The following is a 24,044-nucleotide window of genomic DNA, read 5'->3' as shown; positions in this document are numbered from 1 at the left end:
ATCCTCTCGACGATCAGGGCAGGTGAAGCACGGTGGTCAGCGGCCCGGTGACCGGACCGGAGCCGACGAGCGTCGTAGCGGGCTCGCGGCGGCCGAAGCCGGGTGAGTACCAGCCCAGCGGCGGATTCGTCTCGCCGCGGTGCGCGGTCCAGGCGAGCTGGGACGGAAGCTCCAGCGTCGCGGTCCGGCCGGGCCAGGTGAGCTGGGCGGTGTTCCCGGTCAGCTCGACATCCAGTAGCGGCCCGAGGTGGAAGGCAAGCTTGGCGGGGCCGCCGCCGGTCACCTCGTCGACCACGGTCAGCGTCCGGCCGGACAGCTCAACGGTGCGGCGATGCAACGCGGGGGCGTAACCGTCGTGCTCGGCCTGCCACTGGGTGGGCGTCGCGGCGAGCGTTCGCGACTGAGCGTGCCGCGTCCACAGGAACGGCCCGCCGGAAGTCGACTGGTCGACCCCGCCGAGCTGCAGCGTGTTGTGCCCCAAAGTCGAGCGGAAGTACGCGCGCCACTCGGGTTCGCCGTGGTAGCAGTACGTTCCCGGGTCGGCAAGGATGTCGACGCCGTCGTGCCGGACCTCAATGGACAACGCGTCGGCGTGCGCGTGCGCGGCGATGGCGAGGAAGCCGTGTGGGCCGCTGTCGCAGCGGCACCAGATCTCCGGGCCGTTGTCGCTGCGAAGGATGGTCATGCCCGCGTCGGAGAAAACCGGCCGCTCGCGAACGTTGTCCAGCTGCGGCACCGCCGAGCGCAGAGCCGCGAACAACGCCGTGCGCACGTCGTCGGCGGGCATCTTCGGCCACCACTCCGCCCGGCCGAACAGCGCGTCGCCGGTGGCCAGCAGCGAATGCCAGCGGTCGGTCGGCGGTCCGTCCACGATCAGGCCGTAGCCGTCGTCGGCGTCGCCTTGGCGTGGCGGCCGGCCCGCACAGTCCACAATGGCCGCGAGCGCGTCGCACATCGCCCGCAGTTCCAGCCAGGTCGAGCGCGGCAGCCGCGGTCCAGCCTCGAGCGCGGCGGCAAGGCCCAGCTCCAGCACCAGGCCGTGGTACTCGGTGGCCAGCTCGCGGTTCAGTCCGGACGTGAAAGTGTTGTCCCGTAAGTGAAAGTCCAGCGAGCGAAGCGCGTCGGAGCGCCAGCGAGCCGACTCCGGGAACCAGTCGAACGCACACGTCGCTGCCAGCTGCCCGGCGGCCTCGGCCAGCACGTGGTTGTTGGCCGAGGTGCCCCGACTCGGGAAGGCCGCGAGCCACCGCTGGTGGTGCCAGATCTGCCGCAGCGCCTCGGGATTGTCCTCGAACAGCGCGGACGCGCCGGACCAGCCGTCCAGCAGCCGCCGCACCCACACCCACGACAGCAGCCGGATGCCCAGCTCGATCCCGCTCAGCCAGTGCACGCCGCGCATCGGCGGATTGGCCGCCCACCACGACTTCAGATGGTCGGCCACCCGGTGCGCGTACCGGTCGTCGCCGGTCACCCGGTAGGCCGCGGCCAGCACGGTCAGATGCTGATGCCGCGAGGGTTCCCAGATCTGCTTGATGTCGCCGGTCAGGTTCTCGTCCCGGTACGGGATCTCGAACGAGTACCGGTCCCCCGGCGCGCGGCGGCCGGTCTTCGGGTCGAACGCCCAGTCCGGCGCGACCAGGTCGTCCCGCGCCACGCCGAAGTACTCGGCGTGCCCGTCCATCAGCCGGTCCGCCGCCGCGACCAGCCGCTCCCGCCCGGTCGCGGGCACCTCCGGCTCGGCGGGCCAAGCCGGGAAGATCCGCCGCGCGGACCAGGCCGGCTGCCGCTCGGCTTCGCCGCGCCACCGCTGTTTGCGCACGACGTCGCCGACCCGGCCGACGATCTCGGCGGGCCCCATCGCGGACAGCCGGCGCAGGTACCAGGACGGGTCCATCACGGCTCCAACCGCACCGGCGCGCCGGTTTCGAGGCTGCGGTGCACGGCCAGCGTCGCCAGCGTCGTCGACACCAGCGAGTCGAGGCTGATCGGCATCGCGACGCCGGTCTTCAACGCGGTGATGAAGGCGTCCAGTTCCGCCTGCTGCCCCTTGTCGCGCGCCTTCGGCAGCCGCGAGCTGGTCCAGCGCTTGCGCCCGAACACCGAGGCACGGACGAAATCGTCGAATTTCAGCACTTTCCCGTCGGCGAGCACCTCCAGCGTTTCCTTGGGAAACGCCGTGCTCCCGCTGGTGATATAGCTGATCGACGCGGTCGAGCCGTCGGCGTAGCGCAGCAGCACCTGCAGGTCGTGGTTGCCGGGCGTGCCGGTGGCGTAGACCGAAACCGGGTCGCTGCCGAGGAACCAGCTGACCGTGTCGATAAAGTGCCCGCCCTCGCCGACGAACCGGCTGCCCTCCGCGTCGGCCTGGTTGTACCAGCTGTTCGCGTCCAACCGGCCCGCGTTGACCAGGTACCGCACCGAAGCCGGGCCGACCCGCGGGCCGAACTGGTTCTTCGCCTCGACCAGCAGCGGCGCGAACCGGCGGTTGAACCCGACTTGCAGCCGGTTGTTGCCGGATTCCGCGACCGCGTCCACGATGCCGCGCAATTCCTTCTCCGACAACGCGAGCGGCTTCTCCACGAAGACCGCCTTGCCCGCCAGCAGCGCCCGGCGCGTCAGCTCAGCGTGCGAACTGTGCCGGGTCACCACGAAGACCGTGCTGACCTGGTCGTCCGCGAGCAGCGCGTCCACGTCGGTGCTGGCCGAGACGAACCCGAACTTGCGCTTCGCGTTGGCTCCGGAAAGCGCGGACGTGGTGACGACGTCGGTGAGCAGCACGCGTTCGTCCCCGGCCAGGTGCGGAAGGATCATCGACGACGCGTAGTTGCCCGCGCCGATGAACCCGATCCGCAAGTCCCGCAACGGATCTGGCCGGTTGTCGAGAACCGGGGCCGCCGGAACCGCCGACACCACGCCTTCGTCCTCGGCGGGCGGCGCGTCCGGGTAGCGGAACAGCACAGCGACCGCCTTGAGCGAACCCTCGTTGAGCGCCCGGTAGGTCTCGACTGCCTTCGCGAAGTCCGCGGTGTGGCTGATCAGGGGAGACACATCGAGTTTGCCCCGCGCGGCCAGGTCGAGGAAGCATTCGAGGTTGCGCCGTTCCGTCCAGCGCACGTAGCCGATCGGGTAGTCGCGGCCCTCCAGCTCGTAGGCCGGGTCGTAGCGGCCGGGCCCGTAGGACCGGGAGAACCGGACGTCGAGTTCCTTCTCGTAGTAGGCGTTCCACGGCAGGTTCAGCGAGATCTTGCCGATGTCCACCACCCGACCGCGATCGCGCGCGAGCCGCGCGGCCAGCTCCACCGGATCGTTCGACGCCCCGCCCGCGGCGAGATACACCTGGTCGACGCCGTGTCCGCCGGACAGCTCGGCCACCGCCTGGTCGATCTCGCCGGAAGCCGGGTGCCCGCAGGCCAGCGCGCCCAGCTCCCGCGCGAGTTCGCAGCGCTGCGCGTCCGGGTCCACGCCGACGACGCGCGCACCGGTCGCCACCAGCAGCTGCACCACCAGCTGCCCGATCAGGCCGAGCCCGATCACCAGCGTGAGGTCGCCGAGCTGCGGTTCGCCGCGCCGGACGCCCTGCATCGCGATCGCGCCGACCGTCGCGAAGGCCGCCTCGCGCGGCGAAAGCCCAGCCGGCACCTTCGCGTACAGGTTCTTCGGCACCCAGTTCAGCTCGCTGTGCAGCGCGTGCTCGTTCCCGGCGCACGCCACGACATCGCCGACCACGACGTCATCGATGCCCTCGCCGACCTGCTCGACCACGCCGCACAGCGAATAGCCAAGCGGCGTATAGGAATCGAGCTTCCCGGACACCTTGCGATACGTCGCCGCGAGCCCGTTCGTCGCGACGCTCTGCATGACCTTCGCGACCTGGTCCGGCCGCGACCGGGCCTTGCCGAGCAACGACATCCCCGCCTCGGACACCTTCATCATCTCGGTGCCGGTCGAGATCAGCGAATACTGGCTGCGGACCAGCACGCCGCCCGGTTTGCACGCCGGCACCGGGACGTCGAGCAGGGCCAGCTCGCCGCTCTTGTAGTTCTGCACTACCTGTTTCACTGGACTCCTAGCCGCTCTCCGCGGAGGGCACCGCGGTACCAGTACTCGAGGGTCAGCACGTGCCAAAGGTGTTTCGCGCGGTCCTCGCGCCCGGCGGCGTCCTCGGCTACCAGCCGCCGCAAGGCGTCGCGCTGCAGGAAACCGGACTCGACCAGGACGCCGTCTTCGATGACCTCCCGCACCAGCGGCGCGAGGTCCCGGCTCATCCATGCCCGCAGCGGCGCGCTGAACAGGCCCTTCGGCCGGTACACGATTTCGTCGGGCAGGATCGCCGTGGCCGCTTTCTTCAACGCCACCTTGCCTTGCCGTCCGGCGATCTTCTCCCGGCCGGGCACCCGGAACGCCGCCCGGACCACCTCGACGTCCACAAAAGGCGTTCGCACCTCGGTGGAAGCGGCCATTGTGGACCGATCGGTGTAGGTGAGATTCAAGCCGGGCAAGAACATCCGCGCGTCGGCGAGGCACATCCGGTTGACCTGGTCGGTCAGCTTCGTGTCGTAGTAGACGTCGGCGTGCTCGGTGAGCACATCGTCCACTTCGGACTGGAGATCCGGCGAAACCAGGTCGAGCAGCTCCGTCCGGTCGTACATGGTGTAGCTGCGCCGGAACGCCGTCTCCTCCGGAAGGTCCGCAAAGGACAGAAACCGCTTCGCGAACCGCACCGACCGATAGCCGCGCGTGGACGACGCGACCGGCAGCCGGTCGACCGCCGCCCCGATCGCCCGACGCACCACCCCGGGAACCCGCCGGTACCGCAACGCCAGCAGGTTCGCCAAATGCTTGCGGTACCCCGCGAACAGCTCGTCCGCGCCCATCCCGGACAGCAGCACCTTCACCCCGGCCTCGCGCGCGGCCGAGCAGATCAGGTACGAGTTGATCGCCGCCGGATCGCCGATCGGTTCGTCGAGGTGGTGCGTCATCCTCGGCAGCAGCTCCTGCACGTCCGGCGCGATCTCGATCTCGTGCAGGTCCACGCCGAACTGCCGGGCGACGATCCGGGCGTAGCGCAGGTCGTCCGGCATTGCCTCGAATTTCGCGTCCTCGGGACGGAAACCGATCGTGTAAGCCGAAATCCCCGGCTGCTCGCGCGCGGCCAGCGCGGTGAGGTAGCTGGAATCGAGGCCGCCGGAGAGGAAGGTCGCCACCGGGACGTCGGACAGCAGGTGCTTGCGCGTGGAGTCCTCGATGACCGCGTGCAGGTCGACCTCGCCGCGATACGCCGCGCCTTCCTCGGCGACTTCACGAAGCGACCAGTACGTCCCGGTGTCCGTGCTCCCGTCCGGCCGGAACCGCAGCCAGGTGCCGGGCGGCAACTTCTCCGCCTCGCGGTAGGCACACCGGCTGTCGGGAACCCAGTAGTACAGCAGCGACGCGATCATCGCTGCCTGGTCGACGTGCAAGGTGTCGCCGAGTTCGCGAGCCAGCGCTTTAAGCTCCGACGCAAACACGACCCCACCGCCGCGGCGCACGAAGAACAGCGGCTTGATACCCAGCTGGTCCCGCACGAGCACCAGCTCGCCCGTGCGTTCGTCGTACACCGCGAAGGCGAACATCCCGCGCAGCCGCGGCAGGCAGTCCGTCCCCCACTCCCGCCAAGCCCGCAGCAGCACCTCGGTGTCGGAGGTGCCGCGGAACCGGACCCCGGCGGCTTCGAGTTCGGCTCGCAGCTCCGGCGCGTTGTACAGCTCGCCGTTGTAGGTCAGGGCAAGGCCCTCGGCCGTCATCGGCTGCGCGCCCGTTTCCGACAGGTCCACGATGGACAGCCGTCGGTGTCCTAAGTGGACGCCCCGGTGGTCGTAGCGGCCGTCGCCGTCCGGCCCCCGGTGCGCGAGGCACTGGGTGAGCCGGTCGGTGAGCGGGCCGCCGTCCGGCCAGCTGTACGCGCCCGCGATGCCGCACATGCGCTTCGTCCCCCTAGCTTTCCTGAACGGGTTTGAGCCGCCTCGTCGGTGCGTCCGGATCCACGTCCATCCGTTCGATCGGGCGGAGCCGGCGTTCGGATTTCCGCGGCCATTCGATCGGCTTGGTCTCGTCGCTCAGCTCCAGCTCGACCACCGCGTCGTCCTGTTTCTTCGCGACCACCGCCGCGCGCCCGCGCAACGCGGTGTGCAGCCCGTCCCACAACGTGCCGTCGGTGCGGTCCTTCGGATCCGGGTCGACCAGCACCACGCCGAGAATCGGCACCCCGCAGTCGGCGAGCTGCCGAGCGACGGTGTGCAGCCACTGCGTGTTCGCGAACCCGGCCTTCACCACGAGCACGGTCTCCGCGCCGAGTGCCGACAGATCGGTCCACGCAGTGCCCGGAGCGGCCGTGCCGACCCCGACCCGGCGCACCGCTCGCGCCACCGCGGGGTCGCCGGCCTCGACGACCTGGACGTTCCCCTCCACCGGCAGCCGCGACACTTCCTTGCCCGGCAGGTCGTCCACGAGCACCACCGGCCCGTCCTCGGCCAGCGACCGGCCGAGTTCCACCGCCAGCTCCGCCGCGGTCGAAGCCGCGCCGATTTCCAGCAGCGACAACGAAGCCCGGTCCTCCCGCGCCGCCCGCGCCAGTGTCAGCGCGACCCGGCTGGTCTCGGTGACCGCCTTCGACCGCCGCCACAGCTTCGCCGGACCGATCGGCTTCACCCCGACCTGCGCGATCACCGAGGCCCCGAGGTGCTGCGAAATTTCGCGGCGCAATACCGGCCGATCCCGGACCAGCGCGCTCACCCCGGCGAACGCGAGCCCGAGCGCGAGGCCCAAGGCCAGCCCGACCCCGCCGTCCGTGCCATAGGTCTTCAGCTTCGACACCGGCTGGATCGCCGGCGCGTCCACGATCTGCGTCCCGGCGATGACCTCCGGCGACCCGATCCCGGCCTGCTGCGCCTGGTTCTGCAGATCAGCGATCTTCGACACCAGGTTCGCGCGCTGTGTGTACAGCTGCTCCAGCACGCCCGCGTTGGAATTGCGTCCCTTCGCGACCTCCGTCGCCGCCTGATTGTCGACGTCGACCAACTGCGCCTGTGCCTGATCCCGCTGCTGCAGCAACGCTTTCGAGCGACCGGTCGCGGCGGCTTGCGTGCGCTGGGTGTGGTTGGCGATGAACGCCTCCGCGAGCGCCTTCGCCTTCGCGACCGCGTCGTCCTTGGTCTTCGCCTTGACCGTCACCTGCATGACGTTGTTGGTGAGGCCGAGCCCGGAGTAGTCCTTCAGGAAATCCGACGGCGATTCGGTGCTGTTGATCCGTTTCAGCGCCGCCGCGGCCATATTCGCCGTGGAAAGCACGGCGACGTCGGTGCGCATGAGCGTGCCGCTGTCGGTCGGCGAATCGTCCGGGTGGATCACCATGATCTTCGTGACCGCGGTGGGCGGCGCGGGCAGCAGGATCGCCACCGCACAGCCGAGAATCAGCCCGGCCAGCGCGGTCGTCAGCCAGAACCGCCGTTTGCGCCGCAGCGCCACCACCAGCCGCTGGAGATCGACCAGCGGCTGGACCTGCCCGGCGCTCACCGCGCACCCGCCAGCTCGCCAGCACGCTCCACCGGCTTGCGCTTAGGCCCAGCGCCGACGTGCACTTCCCTGGCCAGCACGGCACCGAGAATTTCGTGGCCCGCGTCCGCGCAAGCCTCCGCAATCGAAACCAATTCCCACGCGTTGCGCGAGCCGAGCGACACCACCACGAGCACCCCTGCCGTTCCGTCCGGCACGATCGGCCGCGCCCCGGGTACCACCTCGATTTCGGCCACCGCCACCTCGACCCGGATGCGTTCTCCGCGAGCCGTGCTGACGAACTGCTCCGCGACCTCCCGCGCTCCGGAGTCCCCGAGCGGCGTGAGGATGAGCAACCGCAACACTCCGTCGCGATCCGCCCCCAGCCGCGCGAGCACGCGGCGGTACCGCACTTCCCGAGCCGCTTCGTCCGCCGACGCCGGCACCTCGGGCAGATTCCACGGCCGTTCGTTCCCGACCGCCTTCCGCCACCACTTCACCGGCGCTTCCGAAGCCGCCGCGACGTCAATGCTCGCCAGCACTGGAGCACCCAACGCCGCACCGATTTCGGCTTCGCTGCGCGGCCGCCGGTCGGTCCGGGCACCGAAGAGATAGGCCAGCACCCCGAGCACGAAGAACAGCACCGCGCCGCCGACCGTCAACTGCAGGAACGTCGGTGCCGACGGCGAAGACGGCCGCTCGGACGGACCCAGCACGACCATGTTGCCCGCACCAGTCGCCGCGTCCGCCGCGTTGAGGTTGTTGACCGCCTGCTCCAGCGCCGTCCGCAAGCCCTGCAACGCGGTGCGCGCCTGCACGCCCTCGACGGTGTCGCCGTTCGCCACCGACTTCGACAGGTCGAGGATCCGCTGGTTGGTCTGCGTGACCTGCTGCCGCAGCGCTTCCTTTTGCTGTTGCGCCAGTTGCGCGGCCTGATCGGCGGAATTTCCGAGCAATTGCGTCGAATACTTCACGAACTCACCGGCGACCTGGTCGGCCAGTTGCTGCGCGTGCTCCGGGGTGTCGCCCTTCGCGGTGAGCGTCACGACATTGCCCTGCGCGACCGACGTGCTGACCGACTTCTGCAGATCCGTCCCGCGCACGCCGAGCCCCAGCGCCGCGGACGCCCGGTCGAGCACCACCGAACTCGTCGCCACCTGCGCTTCGGTCAGCAGTTCGTCCGGCTGACGCGGCCCCTGCAGCAACACGCTGGCCTGCGCCTCGTACCCCGGGGAAAGCACCGTGGAAGCCCCGGCCCCGACACCCGCGCCGACGACCGCGAGCAGCAACAACGCTCGCCACCGACGACGCACCACCTTCGCCACGACGGGGAGGCGTATTGTTTCGTCACTCAAAACCAGGTCTCCCCTCACGGGCCGACGCACGGGTCATTGACCCCGTCGCGGCACCGCACCAGTTGGTTACACCAACTGGCCGAACCTTGTTCGAAACGCGACCCGGCTCAACCCAGCGCACGCTCGTACGCCTTGATCAACGCCGCCTGCGAATTGCCCCAGGCGAGTGGTCCGCGCACGCGTTCCCGGCCGAGCTTCCCCATGCGTTCCCGCTGCTCCGGGTCGTCCATGAGCACCGCGACGAGCTTCGCGAACTCCGCGATGTCGTTGGCCGGCGCGTACAACGCGGCCTCGCCCGCGGACACCCGAGCCTCGCGCAATTCAAACGACACCATCGGTTTGCCCATGGCCATGTACTCCATGACCTTGTTCATTGTCGACACGTCGTTGAGCGGGTTGAGCGGATCCGGCGAAAGGCACACGTCGGCCGCGGACAAATAGCGCAGCAGATCCTCGTCGGACACCCGCCCGGTGAATTCCACCTGCCCGGACAGGCCGAGCTGATGCGACAACGCGACCATCTCGTCGAACGTGTCACCCGCGCCGACGAAGACCGCGTGCCAGTCGTCGCGGCCGATCTCGTCGCGCAGGGCGGCGAGCGCGCGCAGGGCGTAATCCACGCCGTCCTGCGGGCCCATCACGCCGAGGTAGCAGAGCAAATTCGGCTTGCCCCGCTTGAGTTCCGGCTCGACGGGCACCTCGTGGAACCGCTCCACGACCGGCGCGCTGCGGACCACGAACACGTCCTCGGGCCGCTTGCCGCCGCGGATCCGCGCGACCTGGCGGTAGCTCTCGTTGGTCGCGAGCACGACGTCCGCCGCGCGATAGGTGGCGCGTTCCAACGCACAAACGCCGCGGTAAAGGAAATCCTGCCCGCGGTCGAATCGGGACAAATACAGTTCCGGGACGAGGTCGTGCTGATCGAAAATGAACTTCGCGCCCCGTCTTCGCAGCATCCGGGCGACGAGAAAGAGCAGATCGGGCGGGTTGCAGGCGTGCACGACGTCGACCCGGCCGATCTTGCGCGCCAGCCGGAACGTGTGCCACAGCGCGGATCCGTACTCGCGCGCGTACCCGGCGGGCCCGCCAGTGGCCGCCTGCAGCGGATACCGGTGGATGTGCACGCCGTCGAGCACGACCTCGGCCTCGGTGTCCCGTTTCGTGCCCTGCGGACAGATCACGTGCACCGTCATCCCGGCGTCGCGCAGCGTCTGGCATTCCTGCCACACTCGCCGATCGAACGGCACCGACAGATTCTCCACGAGAATCAGCGCGATCCGGCCCCGCAGGATTTCGTTTTCGGAAAAGCCTTCACCAGGCAAGGCCGACGTACCCCTCTTCCGCCCGGCGCGCGGCGGCGTCCGGGACGCGGACCAGATCGACCAGCACTGGCCCGCTGCCGTGCGGCAGGGCGGCCAGCACTTCCGGGTCCGAGGTGCCGATCAAGCACACCTCGGCGTGGTCCAGCACCTCCTGCACCGACCCGGCGAGCAGCTGGCCGAGATGCGGCAGCCTGCTCTCGATGTACTCGCGGTTGGCCCCCATCAGCCGCGAAAGGCTGACGTTGGCGTCGTGGATCTTGAGGTCGTATCCCTTGCCGAGCAACCGTTCCGCGAGTTCCACCAGCGGACTTTCGCGCAGGTCGTCGGTACCCGGTTTGAAGGAAAGCCCGAACAGCCCGACCTTGCGTTTCCCGGTCCGCGCGACCAGTTCGAACGCCCGGTGCAGATGTTCGGCGTTCGAGGGCAGCACGTGCGCGAGCAACGGCACCGAGACGTCCGCCTGCCGCGCGGCGTAGACCAGCCCGCGCAGATCCTTCGGCAGGCATGAGCCGCCGAACGCGAACCCTGGCCGCAGGTATGCCGGGCTGATATTGAGCTTCCGGTCGGCCAGGAACACGTCCATCACCTGGTGCGAATCGAGCCCGAGCGCACGGCAGATCGCGCCGAGTTCGTTCGCGAACCCGATCTTGACGCCGTGGAACGCGTTGTCCGCGTACTTCGTCATCTCCGCGACCGGAATCGGCACCCGGAACACGTCGCCGGGCAGCCCCTCGTAAAGCCGCGCCACGACGTCGCCGCTGCCCGGATCGAACTCGCCGATCACCGTTTTCGGCGGCTGGAAAAAGTCGCGGACGCTGGTGCCCTCGCGCAGGAATTCCGGGTTCACCGCGACCCCGAAGTCGACCCCCGCGGTACCGCCGCTGTGCTTTTCCAAGATCGGGATCAGCAACCCGAGACAGGTGCCCGGCAGCATCGTGCTCCGGAAAACGACCGTATGCCGGGTTTCGCTCTTTCGCTCTTTGAGCGCCTCGCCGATCTGCTCGGCCACGCGCTGCAGATACTCGGTGGAAAGGCTGCCGTTGGGCGCGGACGGCGTACCGACGCACACCAGGGAAACGTCCGTCGCGAGGATCGCCTCGGCCACCTCGGTGGTCGCCCGCAGCGCCCCGGAAGCGACGACCTCCGCGGTCAGCTCCCCGATCCGTTCCTCGACCACCGGCGCCTTGCCGGCTCGCACGAGATCCACCTTCGCCGGATTGACGTCCACTCCGACGACCTCGTGCCCTTGTCCCGCCAGGCAAGCCGCGGACACGCACCCGACGTATCCCAGCCCGAAGACGCTGATCTTCACAACGAAACCTCCGCCCGACCGCTCGCTGCTCATTGGTCGGAGCGCGGCGGAGCTTCGTTACCGGTTCCGCATAACAAGGCGGGAACCCGTGTCACCGCACGGATTCCCGCCCTGGGCCGCTCACCGGACCGATGGTTACCCCATCCGGCCGTACCGGCAGGGGAATTTGCCGACCGTTATCCGGAAAGGGCAGTGAATGCCTTCCGAAGCTTCGGAAAATTCAGTTTCCGCCGACGAACGCCGACGCCAGCTTTTGCCCCGTGTTCGTGGCCGCCGCGTGATCTTCGATCGGATTCACCTCGGAGTTCTTGAAGCACACATAGGTGACGCCGGAGTCGACCCCGCCGTTCTTCGGATCCGGGTTGATGCCGAGATCCTTGGCCGTCGCGTAGGAGGCTTCACCGATGATCTTGTTCGGGCCGGTGTCCCCGATGACCGCGTACTCGACCTTGCCGTTGTAGATCACCGCGCAAGAACCGCCGCCGCGAAGGCCGGAGTTCGCGTAGTTCCAGATGCTGCTCGAACTGGGAACCACGATGTACGGCAGCTTGGCGGCGTTGAGCGGCTTCCCGTCGGACTGCGGGAAGGCGGTGTCGGGAAGGAAGCAGCAGTCAGTGTTCTCGTTGCACTCCGTGGTGCGCTGACCGTCGCAGTCGATGTCCATGTCGGCTTTCCAGAAGACCGCCTTGCCCGCGTCGCAGACCGGGACGGACGCACTGCCGGAGTCCTCGTCGGTTTTGTACTTGCCGTTGGAGATCTGCTTGCAAGAGGCCACCTTGGCGAGGATCTGATCCGCGGTCGGCCCCGCCTGAACCGCTTCGGTGGCGGTAGTCGCCGCGGAGGCGAGCGCGGTAGGCAGGACGGCGGCGGCGATCGCCAGAATCGCGAGCAGGACGAGTTTCCGCATCGACGCTCCCTGTTTATTAGGAAACTTTCCTTACGGCGGCGCGCGCTCAGGATGCCGCCGAACGGATGCGGTCACAACCCGCCAAAAGAGGGTGTTTTTTCCCACCGAACCGACCAGCCCGTGAAGAACTCCACGCTCCGAACGCCGCCGGGGGCGGATTGGTCGTCCGTGAGGGGAACCTTCACAGACGTTGATTCCTTCAGGGTTCCCCTCACGGACCTTCGAAGGTGGTCGTGGATGGCGCGAGCCGTCACCGCCCAGGGCGAGAAGCCCAGCGTCCGGGGAACCGGCGCGGACGGCGGCTCACCGCCTCGACCCAGCGGGAGTCCAGGTCCGACCGGATCTCCGTCCGGGACCGCACCAGGGACGCCCCGCGGACCCCGCCGACATTCGCGTACACCCGGGTCGCGCCCGCCTCGCGCAGATGCGTCAGCACCCGGCGGTCGAACCGGCCCTCCGGCAGCGAAAACCGCCGCACCGGAGCCCCGCTCAGCTCTTCCAGCAGCCGCGGCGCCTCGTCCAGCTCGCGGCGCACCGCGAACGAACCGTCCAGCCGCCGCCAGTCCAGCCGGTCCCAGCCGTGCGATCCGACGCGCATCCCCGCGTCCACCAGCTGCCGGAGCCCGTCGCGGTCGACATACCCGCGCTCGCCGACCCGGCCGGCCAGCGGGAAGAACTCGGCGTACAACCCGCGCTCGACCAGCCGCGGCAACGCGATCTCGACGTCCGAGGCGTTCCCGTCGTCGAAGGTGAGCCGCGCACCCGTCCCGGAGACGACATCCAGCAGCGCGTCGAACTGCTCGACGGTGATCCACCGCTCGTCCTCGCCGGGATCGAGGGCTCGCTGGGGTTTGCCAATGCCGTGCACCGCAAAGGTGATCATCGCGCCTCCCGTCTGAAGTACCGTACCCGATTAATCGGATTCGCAAACGGAGTAGTTACCGGCACTGATCCCATGGTCAACAGCGCACTTCTGGCGCAGCGAAAACACTCCCGCAGGAAAATCGGAATATGTCCACACTTGTAGACAGCTGCCATCTTCACACTTTCGAGTGAAGACTCAATGATTCCGTTGATAATGCCGCCGAGCCTTCTCCCGGTTGCCGCAGGCGGCCATCGAACACCACCGCGCGCGGTTCGCCCGGCTGCGATCGAGCAGGAACAGCTGACACTCGTCATTGGCACAGGCCCGCAGCCGGCCGGGAAGATCCCTTTCGATCGCCGCCCAATCCAGCACCGCGTCCACGGCCAACCGAGCGTGCGGCGGCGCCTCGACCTCCCAGCCAAGCCCGTCCGCGGAAAGCTCCGGAACCTGACGCACCCCGTCGAGCAGCGGCCGCAACACCACCGGCGAGCTGTCGCCGCGCACGACGTCTCGCAGGAGATCCCGCGCCTGCCGCAGCAGCTCCAGCTCCGCACCGCTCCCGTCGCCACCGTGCTCGAGCGCCCACTGCCGGCCGAGCGCGTCCTGCTCCTCGCCGTTGACCAGCGGCCTGCTGTTGAGCAGGTCGAGCACATCCATCGCAGCTCCCTAACCAGATCGAACCCTTTGACAGGTTAGCTCGCCCGTGCTTCCATGGCGAACACCTAACCAGATAAAAACCTTAAAGGGGTTAGTCATGATCCATCACCGGACGGCGACGGTCGACGGCCACGAGATCTTCTACCGCGAGGCCGGTCCCGCCGACGGGCCCGCGATCGTCCTGCTGCACGGGTATCCGACCAGCTCGTTCATGTTCCGGAACCTCATCCCGCTGCTGGCCGGCCGCTACCGCGTGATCGCTCCGGACCACCTCGGCTTCGGCCATTCCGCGGCACCATCGGCAGACGAGTTCGACTACACCTTTGAAGCACTCGCCGACCTCACGTCCGGCCTACTCGACCAGCTCGGCCTGGACCGCTACGCGGTGTACGTCCAGGACTACGGCGCCCCGATCGCCTGGCGGCTCGCGCTCAACCACCCGGACCGGATCTCCGCGATCGTCACGCAGAACGGCAACGGATACGAGGAGGGCTTCGTCGACTCGTTCTGGGCCGGTCTCTGGGCCTACGGAGCCAACCCCGGCCCGGACACCGAACCGCCCGTGCGCGCCGCGCTGAGCTACGACGCCATCCGCTGGCAGTACCTGCACGGCGTCCCCGACCCGAGCCTGGTCAGCCCGGACACCTGGGAGCACGACCACGCCCTGGTTTCCCGCCCCGGCAACGACGAAATCCAGCTCGCGCTGTTCCGCGACTACCAGCACAACCGCCCGCTTTACCCGCGGCTGCACGAGTTCCTGCGCACCCACGACGTCCCGGTGCTCGCCGTCTGGGGCCGCAACGACGAGATCTTCGGCCCGGCCGGCGCGGAAGCCTTCGCCCGCGACGCCGCGGACGCCGAGGTCCACCTGATCGACGGCGGCCACTTCCTGCTGGAAAGCCACCTCGACGTCGTCGCGGGCTACCTGCGCGGCTTCCTCGGCCGAGTCCTGCCGTAGGCAGAAATACCGACCCGGATCCGCCGCACAGCCCGAAAAATCGGCTGGTGCCCGACCTAGCAAAACCCCGCAAGCTGCTCGTCGTCTCCGCCGTGCTCGTCCTGGCCATCGCCGCCGTCGTGGTCTACCTGACGACCCGCCCGGACGACGAACCCGTGGCGGAGCCCGCGCCGAGCAGCCCGGCCAGCATTCCCGCGAGCCCGCCGAGCAGCACCGCCAAACCGGCCCCGCTCGACCCGGCGGGCTACCAAAAGCTCCTCACCGACCTCGGCACGGCGATCACCCCGGCGGTCCAGCAGCTCGAACAGGCCACCACCCCCAGCGCCGTGCGCGACGCAGGCGCGAATCTCGGCACCGTCGTCGGCAAGGCCGTCGAACAGCTCTCCGCGGCCACTCCCCCGGGCGCGATGCACGGCACCCACCGCTCGCTGATCTCCGACTTCACCGGGCTCTACAACAGCTCCATCCCGAAGATCGTCAGCGGCGCGACAGAGAACAAGCTGTGCGGCGGCATCTCGGCGACCGCCGCGCTGAGCCGAGATCAGGGCGTCGCCAGCCTGCGCGACACCCTCTCGAAACTGACCAGCCCCTATCACCTCGGCCCGCTCTTCCCGGACGCCCACCCGGACCCGAACCGCGGCGCGGCGAACGGGGCGGTCGTCCTCGGTGCGGGCGGCGGCAAGAACACCATCTCCGTCGACAACCGCTCCGGCACCGACCAGGCGGTGACGCTCGCCGACGGCCTGCACCCGGTGTTCACGGTGTACGTGAAAGCCGGGGCCACCGCGTCGGCGAGCGGTATCGCGGACGGCATCTACACCGCGTTCAGCACCGGCGGCACCGACTGGGACGCCGGCACCGGCCGCTTTACCCGCGACTGCTCGTTCTCGAAATTCAGCCAGTCCGCCTCGATGAAGGACAACGGCTACACGCACACCAACCTCGACCTCACGGTGCACAAGATCGACCCGCGAGAGCTGCCGTCCGGACCGTTCCCGCCGCAGACCGCGATCGAGCCCGTGGAGTACCCGCGCTGAGCTACTTGCGGATCTCCAGCGTGCAGCACTTCGGCCCGCCGCCGGCCTTGCGCAGTTCCGAGATGTCCACGTACACCGGCTCGTATCCGCGTTCGGCGAGCCGCGCGCCGAGGTCGGTCGCCTCGACCGGGAGCACGACGTTGCGGCCGTCGGACACCCCGTTCAGCCCGAAGCATTCGGCGTCGGCCGCGGTGGCGAGGACGGCGTCCGGGAACATCCGGCGCAGCACGCGCTGGGAGCCCGGCGAGAACGCGTCCGGGTAGTAGACGATCTGCGCGGTCGCGGTGTCCGTGGCCTCGGCGAGGACGAACAGCGCGGTGTCCAGGTGGTAGTAGCGCGGGTCGATCAGCTGCAGCGACACGACCGGGACGCCGAGCACCTCCTGCGCCTCCGCGTGCGCGGCCGGGTCGGTGCGGAAGCCGGTGCCGGCCAGCAGCACCCGTCCGGTCCAGGCGAAGTCGCCCTCGGCCTCGTTGATTTTCTCCGGCATGGTCAGGTCGCGGTAGCCGTGCTCGAGGAACCAGCGGCGGAAGTGCTCCGCCTCGGCGGTGCGCTGCGGGGCGCGGAAGCGCGAGCCGAGCACCCGCCCGTCGACGACGGTGCCCGAGTTGGCCGCGAACACCATGTCCGGAAGGCCTGGTTGCGGGTCGATTTCCTCGACGGTGTGGCCGAGGCGGCGGTAGGTGTCGCGCAGCTCGGTCCACTGCGCGACGGCGACGTCCGCGCTGACCGGCTTCGAGGGGTCCATCCAGGGGTTGATCGCGTAGTCGACGGCGAAATAACGCGGCGGGCACATCAGGTAACGGCGGGGCGTCGGCACCCGCGGCGGCACAACCTCTCCCTGCATGCAACCAGGCTAAGGTGGACCTAATCTCGCAATCAATCGCTGTTCACTGCGCACCTGCGTGCTAAACATTGCGTGTGAACACCATCGACCAGCGAATCGTTTCCTGCCTGGTAGCCAACGCCCGCTCCAGCTACGCGGAGATCGGCAAGGTGGTCGGGCTGTCCGCCCCGGCGGTGAAACGACGCGTGGACCGCCTGCTGGAAACCGGCGTGCTGCGCGGGTTCACCGCGGTCGTCGACCCGGAGGCGCTCGGCTGGGGCACCGAGGCGTTCGTCGAGGTGCACTGCCAGGGCAACGTCACGCCTGGCCGGATCCGCGCCCGGCTGGAACCCCTGACTGAGGTCGTCGCCGCCTACACGGTGTCCGGCGCGGCGGACGCGATCGTGCACCTGCGCGCCGCCGACATCCACCACCTGGAGACGGCACTGGAACGGCTGCGCGGACTGGAGATCATCGACCGGACCGTGTCCACAGTGGTGCTGTCCCGGCTGCTGGAACGCCCGCCAACGCCGTCGTGAGCGGCGATCCCGGTTCTAACCGTGATCCCCACTCACGACGGATGCGATGCTGACCCGCATGACCGACCGCATCCACAGCGAGCACGACCAGGGCGTCGCGCTGCTCACCGTTGACGCCCCGAAGAGCCGCAACGCGCTCACCCTCGACCTCTCCGCCGAGCTGGCCGCCGCGGTCGCGCGCGCCGAAGCCGACGAGACAGTGCACGCCGTGATCGTTACTGGCGCACCGCCAGCGTTCTGTGCGGGCGCGGACCTCACCGCGCTCGGCAAGGCCGACGCCGAGGGCTTGCGCTCGGTGTACGCGGGATTCCTCGCCGTCGCCGGCTGCAGTCTGCCGACGATCGCCGCGGTCGGCGGGGCCGCCGTCGGCGCTGGTCTGAACCTCGCGCTGGCCGCCGACGTCCGTCTCGTGGGACCGCACGCCAAATTCATCCCGCGCTTCCTCGAACTGGGCCTCCATCCGGGCGGCGGCATGACCTGGATGTCGCAGCGCATCCTCGGTCCGCAGCAGGCGGCCGCGATGGCGTTGTTCGGCGAAACCCTTACTGCGGAATCCGCCGTGAAAGTGGGGTTCGCACTGCGTTTCGTCGACGGCGACCACGACGCATTGGTCCAGGCCGCCCGCGACCTCGCCGCCCCGACCGTCGCCGCGCCGCGCGAGGTCGTGCTGTCCACCAAGCGGACTATGCGGCACACGAGCGGGCTCACCGAACACGCGGAAGCGGTCGACGCCGAACTCGTTCCACAGTTGGAATCGCTGGCCGCACCGGCATTCGCGGAGCGGCTGGCGGCGATGAAGGCGCGCATCAGCGGCCGCTGAGCCGGGGCGCGCACATATTCCCACATTCCGGGAACCCTCAACCTGGAGCGAGCTGCTGGTCAGCGCCGCGAAGGCGGCAAGAGACGCGCGTCACTCCGGACGCGGGCCCGATTCGCCCTACGATCGAGGACACCCCGGTGGGCACTCGGCCTGGACACCCCACACTTGACCGCACTCCGACCGCGGCCAGTGGTGTGGCGAGTAACCTCGGAAGCAGGCCTCGGCGGGCTCCCCGGGGAGCCGACCCTGGCCCGCAGCACGCCGGGAGAGAGGGATTCCCTGACCCATGAGCACCAGTGCGAACGGCAGCGCGGCCGGGAACGGGCACGGCGCGCTGACCGCGTCCCGCTCCACCGAGGTGAACAAGCTGGACCGGGTGGTCATCCGGTTTGCCGGCGACTCGGGCGACGGGATGCAGCTGACCGGCGACCGATTCACCTCGGAAGCGGCGGCGTTCGGGAACGACTTGTCGACCATGCCGAACTTCCCGGCCGAGATCCGGGCGCCGCAGGGCACCATCCCCGGCGTCTCGTCCTTCCAGGTGCACTTCGCCGACTACGACATCCTCACGCCGGGCGACCGGCCGGACGTGCTCGTCGCGATGAACCCCGCCGCGCTCAAGGCGAACGTGCGCGACGTCCCGCACGGCGGGACGATCATCCTCAACACCGACGAGTTCTCCAAGCGGAACCTGGTGAAGGTCGGCTACGAGACCGACCCGCTCGACGACGATTCGCTGGAGCCGTTCCAGGTGCACCGGGTCGCCATGTCGACCCTGACCCAGGGCGCACTCGCCGACACCGGCCTCGGCAAGAAGGACGCCGAGCGCTGCAAGAACATGTTCGCGCTCGGCCTGCTGTCCTGGATGTACCACCGGCCGACCGAGGGCACCGAACGCTTCCTGCGCGAGAAGTTCGCGAAGAAGCCGGACATCGCCGAGGCGAACATCCTTGCCTTCCGGGCAGGCTGGAACTACGGCGAGACCACCGAATCGTTCGCGACCACCTTCGAGGTCGCGCCCGCGAAGCTGGACAAGGGCACCTACCGGCAGATCACCGGCAACACCGCGCTGGCGTACGGGATCGTGGCCGCCGGACAGCAGTCCGGGCTGCAGATCCTGCTCGGCACGTACCCGATCACCCCCGCCTCGGACGTGCTGCACGAGCTGTCCAAGCACAAGAACTACGGCATCATCACCTTCCAGGCCGAGGACGAGATCGCCGGCATCGGGGCCGCGCTCGGCGCGTCCTACGGCGGGGCGCTGGGCATCACGTCCACGTCCGGACCGGGCGTCGCGCTGAAGTCGGAGACCATCGGCCTCGGCGTGATGACCGAACTGCCGCTGGTGATCATCGACGTGCAGCGCGGCGGGCCGTCCACCGGCCTGCCGACCAAGACCGAGCAGGCCGACCTGCTGCAGGCGATGTTCGGCCGCAACGGCGAATCGCCGGTGCCGATCGTCGCGCCGCTGTCGCCCGCCGACTGTTTCGCCGCGGCGATCGAGGCCACCCGGATCGCGCTGAAGTACCGCACGCCGGTGCTGCTGCTGTCCGACGGCGCGATCGCCAACGGTTCCGAGCCGTGGCTGGTCCCGAACGTCGAGGACCTGCCGGACCTGCGGGTGGAATTCGCCTCGGAAGCCAACTCCGACAACGGATCCGGCGAGTTCTGGCCGTACGTGCGCGACCCCGAGACGCTCGCGCGGGCGTGGGCGATCCCGGGCACGCCGGGGCTGCAGCACCGCATCGGCGGGCTGGAGAAGGCCGACGGCACCGGCCACATCTCCTACGACCCGGACAACCACGACAAGATGGTGCGGCTGCGCCAGGCGAAGATCGACGGCATCGACGTGCCGGACCTCGAGGTCGACGACCCGTCCGGCGAGGCACGCGTGCTGGCGCTGGGCTGGGGTTCGTCCTACGGCCCGATCGGCGCGGCCTGCCGCCGCGTGCGCAAGCTCGGAATGCCGATCGCGCAGGCGCATCTGCGGCATCTCAACCCGTTGCCGAAGAATCTCGGCGAGGTGCTCGCCCGCTACGACCGGGTCGTGGTCCCGGAGATGAACCTCGGCCAGCTCGCTCTGCTGCTGCGGGCGAAGTACCTGGTGGACGTGCACTCGCACACCAAGGTCGCCGGCCTGCCGTTCAAGGCCGAGGAACTGCAGAACGTGTTCTCCGACATCATCGCCAACCTCGTTCCGGAGGGCGTCAAGTGACCGCCATCGATCTCGGGCTGCCGCAGCTGGGCGGCATCGACCTGGTGCCGACCACCGACGAACCGCAGAAGGCCAAGGACTACAAGTCCGACCAGGAAGTGCGCTGGTGCCCCGGCTGCGGCGACTACGTGGTGCTCAACGCCGTGCAGTCGTTCCTGCCGACGCTCGGGCTCAAGCGCGAGAACATCGTCTTCATCTCGGGCATCGGCTGCTCGTCGCGGTTCCCGTACTACCTCAACACCTACGGCATGCACTCGATCCACGGCCGCGCGCCGTCGATCGCCACCGGGCTCGCCACGACGCGCCCTGACCTGTCGGTGTGGGTCGTGACCGGCGACGGCGACGCGCTGTCCATCGGCGGCAACCACCTGATCCACGCGTTGCGGCGCAACGTGAACATCAAGATCCTGCTGTTCAACAACCGGATCTACGGGCTCACCAAGGGCCAGTACTCGCCCACCTCCGGGCAGGGCATGGTCACCAAGTCCACGCCGATGGGTTCGCTGGACACGCCGTTCAACCCGCTGTCCCTGGCGATCGGCGCGGAAGCGTCGTTCGTCGGCCGCGCGATGGACTCCGACCGCAAGGGTCTCACCGAAGTCCTTGAAGCGGCGGCGAAACACCGCGGTTCGGCGCTGGTGGAGATCTACCAGAACTGCCCGATCTTCAACGACGGCGCCTTCGATGTGTTGAAGGACAAGGACGAAGCCGCGTCCCGCCTGATCCCGCTGCGCGCGGGCGAGCCGATCCGCTTCGGCTCCGAAGGCGAATACGGCGTCCGCCGCAGCGACTGGGGCGGCCTCGATGTCGGCAAGGTGGCCGAAATCGGCGAGGAAAACCTGGTGGTGCACGACCCGTCGATCGCCGACACGTCGTACGCCTTCGCGCTTTCCCGCCTCGGCGACCAGAACCTGAACCACGTCCCGACCGGCATCCTGCGCCAGGTCGAACGACCCACCTACGACGACGCCGCACGGGCGCAGGTCGAACAGGCCCGCGAAGCCCGGAAGCCGGACCTACAGGGATTGTTGCGCGGCAAGGACACCTGGACCGTCGCTTAGTCCACACAAGACAGAGGCCGCCACCCCCAGCTCGGGGACGGCGGCCTCTGTCCTATCTGGACTCAATGCAGCGGACGGAACCCGACCCGTTCGGCGTCGGCCGCGCTGCGGAACCACACCTCGGCCACCATCTTCGGGAACTGCGGCGAATCCTCCCCGCAATACCGCAAGGCCGTGACGCTCGCCTTCACCGTGAAGCCCTCCGCCGGACGGCCGCCGCCCGGACGCGGCATCGCCGACCCCGGGCCGAACGGCCCCGGCGGCACCGCGTCGTCCGCGGTCTGCCGGGCGGGCGGCGGTTCCGGGGCGGCCATCGCGGCCTGGTTCGGCTGCACGGACGGCTCGAACAGCGAACCGCTGTGCCCGCCGGCGAGATCCGGTTCGCGACGTTCCACCGGGCGCATCGACGGCTGAATCGGCCGCGGCGGGTCGAACCCGCCGCGCGGGGACTCCCGGCGCTGCCGTTTGGGCAGGCCCTGACCGCCCTCCGCACTGTCCTCGGCGGACTCCGCGGGCTCGGTGGGCTCGGGCGACTCCGCCGCCGGTTCGGCGTTCGGGATCAGATGGTCAGTCGACGAATCTTCCTCGAGATGCCCGACCGCGGATTCGACCGGCGGCTCCGGCTCGGCGGCGGGTTCCTCGAACGCCGACCGCGAAGATCCGTCCGGCTGGCTGAACCAATCCGGCTCCGGTTCGGTCGCCCTGCCCGGACCCGGCCGGAACAAGGACACCGGCTCAGGCTCCGAAGCGCTGCTGGCAGGCGGATTCGGGTCGAGTCGACGCTCCAAAGAGGACAGTCCGGCAGCCGGTTCGCGCAGGTGCCGACCGCTGTCCGGCTCCGCTTCGACGGGAGGCTCGGCAAGGGGTTCCGGAACGCGGTGGTAACCGCTGTCATGCTCCTCGACCGGCTCCGCGACGCGGTGGTAGCCGCTGTCGTGCTCCTCGACCGGCTCCGCGACGCGGTGGTAGCCGCTGTCGTGGTCCTCGGCCGGCTCCGCGATCCGGTGCGAGCCGGTGTCACGCTCGACCGGCTGCAGGTACTCGGTGGCCGCCGCACGGTAAGCAGAACCGGAATCCTCCGGAGCGCTCTCCGCCGGAGCGCTCTCGAAAAGCCCGTTCGCCGCTTGGTGTTCGCGCGCCTCAGCCTGCGCGAACGCCTCGTCGACGTCGTCCGCTGAGTCCGCGGGCTCGGCAGCGGCCACCGGCTCTGCGGCAGCAGCCGGTTCCGGAGCCGTGCGGTACTCCGCGTCGTACTCGGCCTCGGGCTCGAAAGCGCTGGTCGCCTGGATGACTTCGGTCGGAGCGTGCTCGCGCCGGTCTCTGGTCCAGTCCTCGGCCGGCGGCAGCACCGCGGTGCGCGCGGGCGTGCTGGCCGCGGCGCGTGCCGTGTCGGCGTGCGCGCTCGCCAGTTCCGTTTCCAGCTCTCGCACCCGTTTGCGTGCCGGACGCGCCAGCACCAGCCAGGCGATGAGCGCGCCGACAAGGAAGGCCAGCAGGCTCCAGAGCCACACCTGCCCGAAAATGGACATCTTCCGCCCCTTTTAGAACGTTCGCGCGACCAGGTAGTCGGCGACCGACTCGCAAGCGTCGCGCGCAGGGGAAGCGGGCAGCGAGGCGAGCTCGGCACGTGCTCGGGAAGCGTAGTCGGAAAGGGTGGCCCGCGCGCGTTCGAGGCCGCTCGAACGGCGCAGCAGCTCGAGCGCCTCGGCCACGAGATCGTCGTCGGTGATCGGGCCTGCGAGCAGCTCGACGAGCCGCGGATCGGTGCCCGGATCGGCCAGCGCGTACAGCATCGGCAGGGTGCGGACGCCTTCCCGCAGGTCAGTGCCCTGCGCCTTGCCCAGCTCGACCGAGGGCGACGCGATGTCGATGACGTCGTCGGAGATCTGGAAGGCCGCGCCGATGATGTCGCCGAACCGGCGCAGCGCCTGGATGTGCTCCTCGGCGGCGCCGGACATCATGCCGCCGAAGCGCCCGGACGTCGCGATCAGCGACCCGGTCTTCTGCGCGATGACGGTGAGGTAGTGCTCGACCGGATCGTCGTCCGGCCCAGGGCCCACCGTCTCCCGCATCTGCCCGCTGACCAGCTCGCCGAACGTCTCGGCGATGATCCGCGCGGCATCCGTGCCCAGGTCGGCGACGAGCCGCGAAGCGTGTGCGAAGAGGTAGTCGCCGGTCAGAATGGCGACAGTGTTGTCCCAGCGCGAGTTGACGCTCTCCGCGCCGCGCCGCATGGTCGCCTCGTCCATCACGTCGTCGTGATACAGCGTCGCCAGGTGCACCAGCTCGACCGCGGCGGCCGCGATCAGCACCTGCTCGCCCTGCTTCGGTCCGAACTGCGCGGACAGCAGCGTGAACAACGGACGAAAACGTTTGCCCCCCGCCTCGACCAGGTGCAACGCGGCGTCGTGCACGGCGGGCACATCGCTCTTCACGACTTCCCGCAGCATCGCCTCGACGTCCGCCAGCCCGCCCGCGATGGCCCGCAGCAGGGGCTCGTCCTGGATCTGCAGTCCGACGGTCGCGCGCAGGTCCTCGACAGCGCCATCCCGGGCCGCCCCCGGAGGTGGTGAAGACACAGACACGTCGGCTCCGCTCTCTCGTGGCGCTCTTCGCCAGTCGGTTACCCCCTTCAGGGTA

19 protein-coding genes are annotated in these 24,044 nt (G+C 69.3%); 6 read left to right on the top strand and 13 right to left on the bottom strand.

Annotated elements, in window-relative coordinates:
- Positions 1–13: 13 nt before the first annotated feature.
- The 10 genes from RPX00_RS16615 to RPX00_RS16570 all read right to left on the bottom strand — a co-directional run bounded on the left by RPX00_RS16615 (position 14) and on the right by RPX00_RS16570 (position 13,948).
- Positions 14–1,894, bottom strand: coding sequence for an alginate lyase family protein (locus RPX00_RS16615; RefSeq protein ID WP_406640415.1), 1,881 nt, complete (start codon positions 1,892–1,894; stop codon positions 14–16).
- Positions 1,894–4,059 (bottom strand): bi-domain-containing oxidoreductase, encoded by a 2,166-nt coding sequence (locus RPX00_RS16610; protein ID WP_406640414.1) that lies wholly within the window; start codon positions 4,057–4,059, stop codon positions 1,894–1,896. Before RPX00_RS16610 ends, RPX00_RS16615 begins: the two co-directional genes overlap by 1 nt.
- Positions 4,056–5,960 (bottom strand): asparagine synthase (glutamine-hydrolyzing), encoded by a 1,905-nt coding sequence (gene asnB / locus RPX00_RS16605; protein ID WP_406640413.1) that lies wholly within the window; start codon positions 5,958–5,960, stop codon positions 4,056–4,058. Before asnB ends, RPX00_RS16610 begins: the two co-directional genes overlap by 4 nt.
- A 13-nt stretch (positions 5,961–5,973) precedes the next feature.
- Positions 5,974–7,551: a Wzz/FepE/Etk N-terminal domain-containing protein gene (locus RPX00_RS16600; protein WP_406640412.1), complete on the bottom strand. Its 1,578-nt coding sequence runs from the start codon at positions 7,549–7,551 to the stop codon at positions 5,974–5,976.
- The gene (locus RPX00_RS16595) at positions 7,548–8,855 is read right to left on the bottom strand and encodes an exopolysaccharide biosynthesis protein (protein WP_406640411.1); all 1,308 of its coding nucleotides are present in this window, start codon (positions 8,853–8,855) and stop codon (positions 7,548–7,550) included. The genes RPX00_RS16600 and RPX00_RS16595 overlap by 4 nt, the downstream gene beginning before the upstream one ends.
- Positions 8,856–8,992: 137 nt before the next feature.
- Positions 8,993–10,207: a glycosyltransferase family 4 protein gene (locus tag RPX00_RS16590; RefSeq protein ID WP_406640410.1), complete on the bottom strand. Its 1,215-nt coding sequence runs from the start codon at positions 10,205–10,207 to the stop codon at positions 8,993–8,995.
- Positions 10,197–11,519, bottom strand: coding sequence for a nucleotide sugar dehydrogenase (locus tag RPX00_RS16585; protein ID WP_406640409.1), 1,323 nt, complete (start codon positions 11,517–11,519; stop codon positions 10,197–10,199). Before RPX00_RS16585 ends, RPX00_RS16590 begins: the two co-directional genes overlap by 11 nt.
- 220 nt (positions 11,520–11,739) lie before the next feature.
- Complete coding sequence (locus RPX00_RS16580; RefSeq protein WP_406640408.1) at positions 11,740–12,426, bottom strand: glycoside hydrolase family 75 protein; 687 nt, start codon at positions 12,424–12,426, stop codon at positions 11,740–11,742.
- Positions 12,427–12,676: 250 nt separating this feature from the next.
- Positions 12,677–13,309: a polysaccharide deacetylase family protein gene (locus RPX00_RS16575; protein ID WP_406640407.1), complete on the bottom strand. Its 633-nt coding sequence runs from the start codon at positions 13,307–13,309 to the stop codon at positions 12,677–12,679.
- A 177-nt stretch (positions 13,310–13,486) separates the two neighbouring features.
- Positions 13,487–13,948, bottom strand: a complete 462-nt coding sequence (locus RPX00_RS16570) for a CGNR zinc finger domain-containing protein (RefSeq protein ID WP_406640406.1) — start codon at positions 13,946–13,948, stop codon at positions 13,487–13,489.
- A 97-nt stretch (positions 13,949–14,045) separates the two neighbouring features.
- Between RPX00_RS16570 and RPX00_RS16565 the strand changes: the two genes are divergently transcribed.
- Both RPX00_RS16565 and RPX00_RS16560 read left to right on the top strand, forming a co-directional pair.
- Positions 14,046–14,906 (top strand): alpha/beta fold hydrolase, encoded by an 861-nt coding sequence (locus RPX00_RS16565; protein ID WP_406640405.1) that lies wholly within the window; start codon positions 14,046–14,048, stop codon positions 14,904–14,906.
- Positions 14,907–14,953: 47 nt separating this feature from the next.
- Positions 14,954–15,943: a hypothetical protein gene (locus RPX00_RS16560; protein ID WP_406640404.1), complete on the top strand. Its 990-nt coding sequence runs from the start codon at positions 14,954–14,956 to the stop codon at positions 15,941–15,943.
- 1 nt (position 15,944) lies between these two features.
- Here the strand turns inward: RPX00_RS16560 and ddaH are convergent, their stop codons facing one another.
- Positions 15,945–16,790, bottom strand: coding sequence for a dimethylargininase (gene ddaH, locus RPX00_RS16555; RefSeq protein WP_378301187.1), 846 nt, complete (start codon positions 16,788–16,790; stop codon positions 15,945–15,947).
- A 74-nt stretch (positions 16,791–16,864) separates the two neighbouring features.
- Here ddaH and RPX00_RS16550 point away from each other — a divergent pair, with 74 nt between their 5' ends.
- The 4 genes from RPX00_RS16550 (at position 16,865) to RPX00_RS16535 (ending at position 21,404) form a co-directional block, all read left to right on the top strand.
- The gene (locus RPX00_RS16550; protein ID WP_037712217.1) at positions 16,865–17,308 is read left to right on the top strand and encodes an Lrp/AsnC family transcriptional regulator; all 444 of its coding nucleotides are present in this window, start codon (positions 16,865–16,867) and stop codon (positions 17,306–17,308) included.
- Positions 17,309–17,366: 58 nt separating this feature from the next.
- A complete protein-coding gene (locus RPX00_RS16545; protein WP_406640403.1) occupies positions 17,367–18,128 on the top strand; it encodes an enoyl-CoA hydratase in 762 nt (253 codons plus the stop codon).
- 286 nt (positions 18,129–18,414) lie between these two features.
- Positions 18,415–20,343 carry a 2-oxoacid:acceptor oxidoreductase subunit alpha gene (locus tag RPX00_RS16540; RefSeq protein ID WP_406640402.1) on the top strand — a complete coding sequence of 643 codons (1,929 nt, stop codon included), beginning with the start codon at positions 18,415–18,417 and terminating at the stop codon, positions 20,341–20,343.
- On the top strand, positions 20,340–21,404 hold the full coding sequence (locus tag RPX00_RS16535) for a 2-oxoacid:ferredoxin oxidoreductase subunit beta (protein ID WP_406640401.1): 1,065 nt from the start codon (positions 20,340–20,342) through the stop codon (positions 21,402–21,404). The genes RPX00_RS16540 and RPX00_RS16535 overlap by 4 nt, the downstream gene beginning before the upstream one ends.
- 62 nt (positions 21,405–21,466) lie before the next feature.
- Here RPX00_RS16535 and RPX00_RS16530 read toward each other — a convergent pair whose 3' ends face one another.
- Together RPX00_RS16530 and RPX00_RS16525 are read right to left on the bottom strand one after the other, a co-directional pair.
- Positions 21,467–22,933 (bottom strand): LapA family protein, encoded by a 1,467-nt coding sequence (locus RPX00_RS16530; RefSeq protein ID WP_406640400.1) that lies wholly within the window; start codon positions 22,931–22,933, stop codon positions 21,467–21,469.
- A gap of 12 nt (positions 22,934–22,945) precedes the next feature.
- Entirely contained in the window at positions 22,946–23,983 is a 1,038-nt protein-coding gene (locus tag RPX00_RS16525) for a polyprenyl synthetase family protein (RefSeq protein WP_406640399.1), read from the bottom strand.
- Positions 23,984–24,044 lie beyond the last annotated feature (61 nt).

Source organism: Amycolatopsis sp. WGS_07, from assembly GCF_045278895.1.
GTDB lineage: Bacteria > Actinomycetota > Actinomycetes > Mycobacteriales > Pseudonocardiaceae > Amycolatopsis.
This window is presented reverse-complemented; position numbering and strand designations above follow the sequence as displayed.

Coding starts and splice junctions, on each gene's coding strand:
- RPX00_RS16615 (WP_406640415.1), bottom strand. CDS start 1,894: ATGGACCCGTCCTGGTACCTGCGCCGGCTGTCCGCGATGGGGCCCGCC.
- asnB (WP_406640413.1), bottom strand. CDS start 5,960: ATGTGCGGCATCGCGGGCGCGTACAGCTGGCCGGACGGCGGCCCGCTC.
- RPX00_RS16580 (WP_406640408.1), bottom strand. CDS start 12,426: ATGCGGAAACTCGTCCTGCTCGCGATTCTGGCGATCGCCGCCGCCGTC.
- RPX00_RS16575 (WP_406640407.1), bottom strand. CDS start 13,309: ATGATCACCTTTGCGGTGCACGGCATTGGCAAACCCCAGCGAGCCCTC.
- RPX00_RS16570 (WP_406640406.1), bottom strand. CDS start 13,948: ATGGATGTGCTCGACCTGCTCAACAGCAGGCCGCTGGTCAACGGCGAG.
- RPX00_RS16565 (WP_406640405.1), top strand. CDS start 14,046: ATGATCCATCACCGGACGGCGACGGTCGACGGCCACGAGATCTTCTAC.
- ddaH (WP_378301187.1), bottom strand. CDS start 16,790: ATGCAGGGAGAGGTTGTGCCGCCGCGGGTGCCGACGCCCCGCCGTTAC.
- RPX00_RS16545 (WP_406640403.1), top strand. CDS start 17,367: ATGACCGACCGCATCCACAGCGAGCACGACCAGGGCGTCGCGCTGCTC.
- RPX00_RS16540 (WP_406640402.1), top strand. CDS start 18,415: ATGAGCACCAGTGCGAACGGCAGCGCGGCCGGGAACGGGCACGGCGCG.
- RPX00_RS16530 (WP_406640400.1), bottom strand. CDS start 22,933: ATGTCCATTTTCGGGCAGGTGTGGCTCTGGAGCCTGCTGGCCTTCCTT.